Annotated in this window: 1 pseudogene; it reads right to left on the bottom strand. The window is 77.0% G+C overall.

What is annotated here, in order from left to right:
- Positions 1–452 (bottom strand): annotated as a pseudogene (locus tag ACXAHD_RS32360) (DNA polymerase III subunit gamma and tau); the annotation flags it as partial.

Raw genomic sequence — 452 nt, 5'->3', positions numbered from 1 at the left:
GATTGGTGGCAGCGGAAGGGGTGGAGAAGAGACGACGCCGGGCCCGACCGGGCGGCGCTGGCCCGGGCCGGACCGGACGCCGCACCGGCGGTCTCGCAGCGGATCTGCCACCGGACCCCGAGCGTCTCGTAGACGGCTTCGAGCAGCAGGTCCGGCGAGGCGGACAGCATGGTGGCGTGCACGCTGTGCCGGAAGGTCAGCACCAGCACGTCGCCGTCGACGTCGCGTACCGTCGCCTCGCGGACCACCGCGGCGGCTCGCTTGCTCCGGTTGCCGACCATGGCGAGGATCTGGTCCCAGGACCGCCGGACGGTTGCCGCGTCGAGGGCGCCCGGCGCGGCCGGGGCCGGCTGCGGCTCGGCGACGGCCGGGTCGGGCATCACCGCTTCCGGCGGTACGGCCGGCGCGGCGGCCGGTGGCCGCTCAACCGCCGGCGGCGCAGCCGGCACGGC

It is taken from the genome of Micromonospora sp. ABR4_055, from assembly GCF_056160425.1.
This window is presented reverse-complemented; position numbering and strand designations above follow the sequence as displayed.